This is a genomic window from Enterococcus sp. DIV1298c, assembly GCF_017316315.1.
GTDB classification, from domain to species: Bacteria; Bacillota; Bacilli; order Lactobacillales; family Enterococcaceae; genus Enterococcus_B; species Enterococcus_B mangumiae.
The window spans coordinates 1-1,812 of record NZ_JAFLWG010000100.1 but is presented as its reverse complement, the minus strand read 5'-3'; the positions used below and the strand labels follow the sequence as shown (position 1 = coordinate 1,812).

The 1,812-nt window shown below is 33.7% G+C and carries 4 protein-coding genes; 1 reads left to right on the top strand and 3 read right to left on the bottom strand.

Annotated elements, in window-relative coordinates; genetic code table 11:
• Positions 1–124 precede the first annotated feature (124 nt).
• Positions 125–574 (top strand): GNAT family N-acetyltransferase, encoded by a 450-nt coding sequence (locus tag JZO83_RS14320; protein WP_207116140.1) that lies wholly within the window; start codon positions 125–127, stop codon positions 572–574.
• Between the two features lie 63 nt (positions 575–637).
• On the opposite strand, the gene JZO83_RS14315 is transcribed toward JZO83_RS14320, so the two are convergent.
• Genes JZO83_RS14315 through JZO83_RS14305 form a run of 3 tightly spaced genes read right to left on the bottom strand, consistent with a single transcriptional unit; the run spans position 638 to position 1,566 of the window.
• Positions 638–1,000, bottom strand: coding sequence for a TIGR02328 family protein (locus JZO83_RS14315; RefSeq protein ID WP_207116139.1), 363 nt, complete (start codon positions 998–1,000; stop codon positions 638–640).
• Positions 1,001–1,035: 35 nt separating this feature from the next.
• The gene (locus tag JZO83_RS14310) at positions 1,036–1,269 is read right to left on the bottom strand and encodes a helix-turn-helix transcriptional regulator (protein ID WP_206858954.1); all 234 of its coding nucleotides are present in this window, start codon (positions 1,267–1,269) and stop codon (positions 1,036–1,038) included.
• 36 nt (positions 1,270–1,305) lie between these two features.
• Positions 1,306–1,566, bottom strand: a complete 261-nt coding sequence (locus JZO83_RS14305; protein ID WP_206858955.1) for a hypothetical protein — start codon at positions 1,564–1,566, stop codon at positions 1,306–1,308.
• Positions 1,567–1,812: the final 246 nt, after the last annotated feature.

Sequence of the window (1,812 nt, the reverse complement as noted above, 5' to 3'; positions counted from 1 at the left end):
TGAAGATGGACAACGTGGCCCTCAAGCAATCAACATCGTTAAAGCATAATCAAACATTGATGTTTAACTGTTCTTTCATTGAAAGGACAGTTTTTTTATAATCATTTTTAAAGGAGTGATGAGCTTGAATTTGAATTTTAGAAGTATCGATCCAGAAGATTATTCTACTTGTTCCGAAATTTTAGTTGCTGCGTATGGTGGAGCCCCTTGGTTCAATCAATGGACAAAGGCAGAAGCCTTGCTTAGGATCCGGGCGACGATGAGTGGCATCAATGCGAGAGGGTACATAGTCGAAAAAGATGAACAGATCATCGCAATGTGTTTAGGTAGAATTGATTATTATTACGATAATTGGAAACAATTTTGTATTGATGAATTTAATGTTGCCCCACAGCTCCAAAAGCAAGGTGTTGGTAAAAAATTAATGAAATTCACTACGAATATTTTGGAAGAAGAAGGAATAAATAATCTATTTCTGATTACTGGAGGAAAACAAGCAGCTGAATTTTACAAAAAAACTGGATTTGTAAAATCTGATGATGGGACAATGATGGAGTACGTAATAGAGAATTGATTAAAAAAGCTCTCGATCCTTAGATCGAGAGCTTTTTGCTATAGTTTGATCGATAACGCTTTTTTACAATATGATTCCTTTTTGTTCAAGATTCGCCACGCATTCTGCTAAATAGATTTGATCATGCTCGGGGTAGAGTGGAGAGGTCCATTCTACAGGTGATAAAGATGTATAAGGTTCACAAATTTTCCCGCGATACAAAGGATCGAACCATTCTTCACCCGGTTTATAATTTTGCTTCTTCATTTCTTCCATGACTAACAAATGGTATTGAAATAATTTATAAGGAGAATGGGTGAAAACATAATCTACAGTAGCGTGTTTTCGGCCCCAACCATTACCTCGTAATGCACAACACTCGCGATGTTGTCCTAGTAATTGTTGGCGTGGCAGAGAGCTTAGTAAGCTTTGGTGCCATAATCGCATAAAATTGTTCCTTCCTTCTAGACATGTTTGAACTGTTATGAGGCTTCTGTTCGACCAATCAGGTAGTCGACAGTCGTGTCATAAAAGTCTGCTATAAATACTAACTCGATGACGCTGGGAATGTGACTTCCTTCTTCGTATTTTTTATATCGTTCAATCGGTAAGTTTACTTTTTCGGCAACTTGCGGAGTAGTCAATTGTTGTTTTTCTTTTAGAAAGTTTAAACGGCAATGCAACGTGTCTAATAAAATTGCTTCTTCAATCGTCATTTTCCATCACCTTTCTCTGAATAATCGTCTAAAATCTTAGTGTTTATTTATTCGATTTAAATAAAATAAATATGCGATGATAAAAATTATGGAGAGAATAAATCCGACTAAATTAAAATAAAAATGCTGTGTTGGTTCAAAAAACTGGTAATTTAATATTTTGTACATAAAATAGATTGCAGGCAAACTAGCCAAAGCAATTTTTTTACGTTCCTTTGTCCATTTGATAAACGAAAAAACAATCGGTGCAAATATAAACACAGGAAAAATAAAGGCAAGTCGACTCAATTCTAACATAATAAATAAACTCCCATAGCTATATTTTATTGGTGCATTGATGATGTTTTGAGTTATTAAATTTGAGAATGGATTTATATTCACTAAATAAAAGATAGCATGTTATGCGATTCTGAACAAATATTTTGATAAAAAACGTTATTAAAAATTTGACCTTTTATCAACGGAAATAAATACTCAAAAAAAGATGGAATTTTCATTCCACCTTTTTTTTGAGTATAGCTTGAAAAGCTTATTCTTTTACAT

Excerpts from the sequence above, each read along its gene's own strand:
- JZO83_RS14315 (WP_207116139.1), bottom strand. The coding sequence starts at position 1,000 with ATGCGATTATGGCACCAAAGCTTACTAAGCTCTCTGCCACGCCAACAA.
- JZO83_RS14310 (WP_206858954.1), bottom strand. The coding sequence starts at position 1,269 with ATGACGATTGAAGAAGCAATTTTATTAGACACGTTGCATTGCCGTTTA.
- JZO83_RS14305 (WP_206858955.1), bottom strand. The coding sequence starts at position 1,566 with ATGTTAGAATTGAGTCGACTTGCCTTTATTTTTCCTGTGTTTATATTT.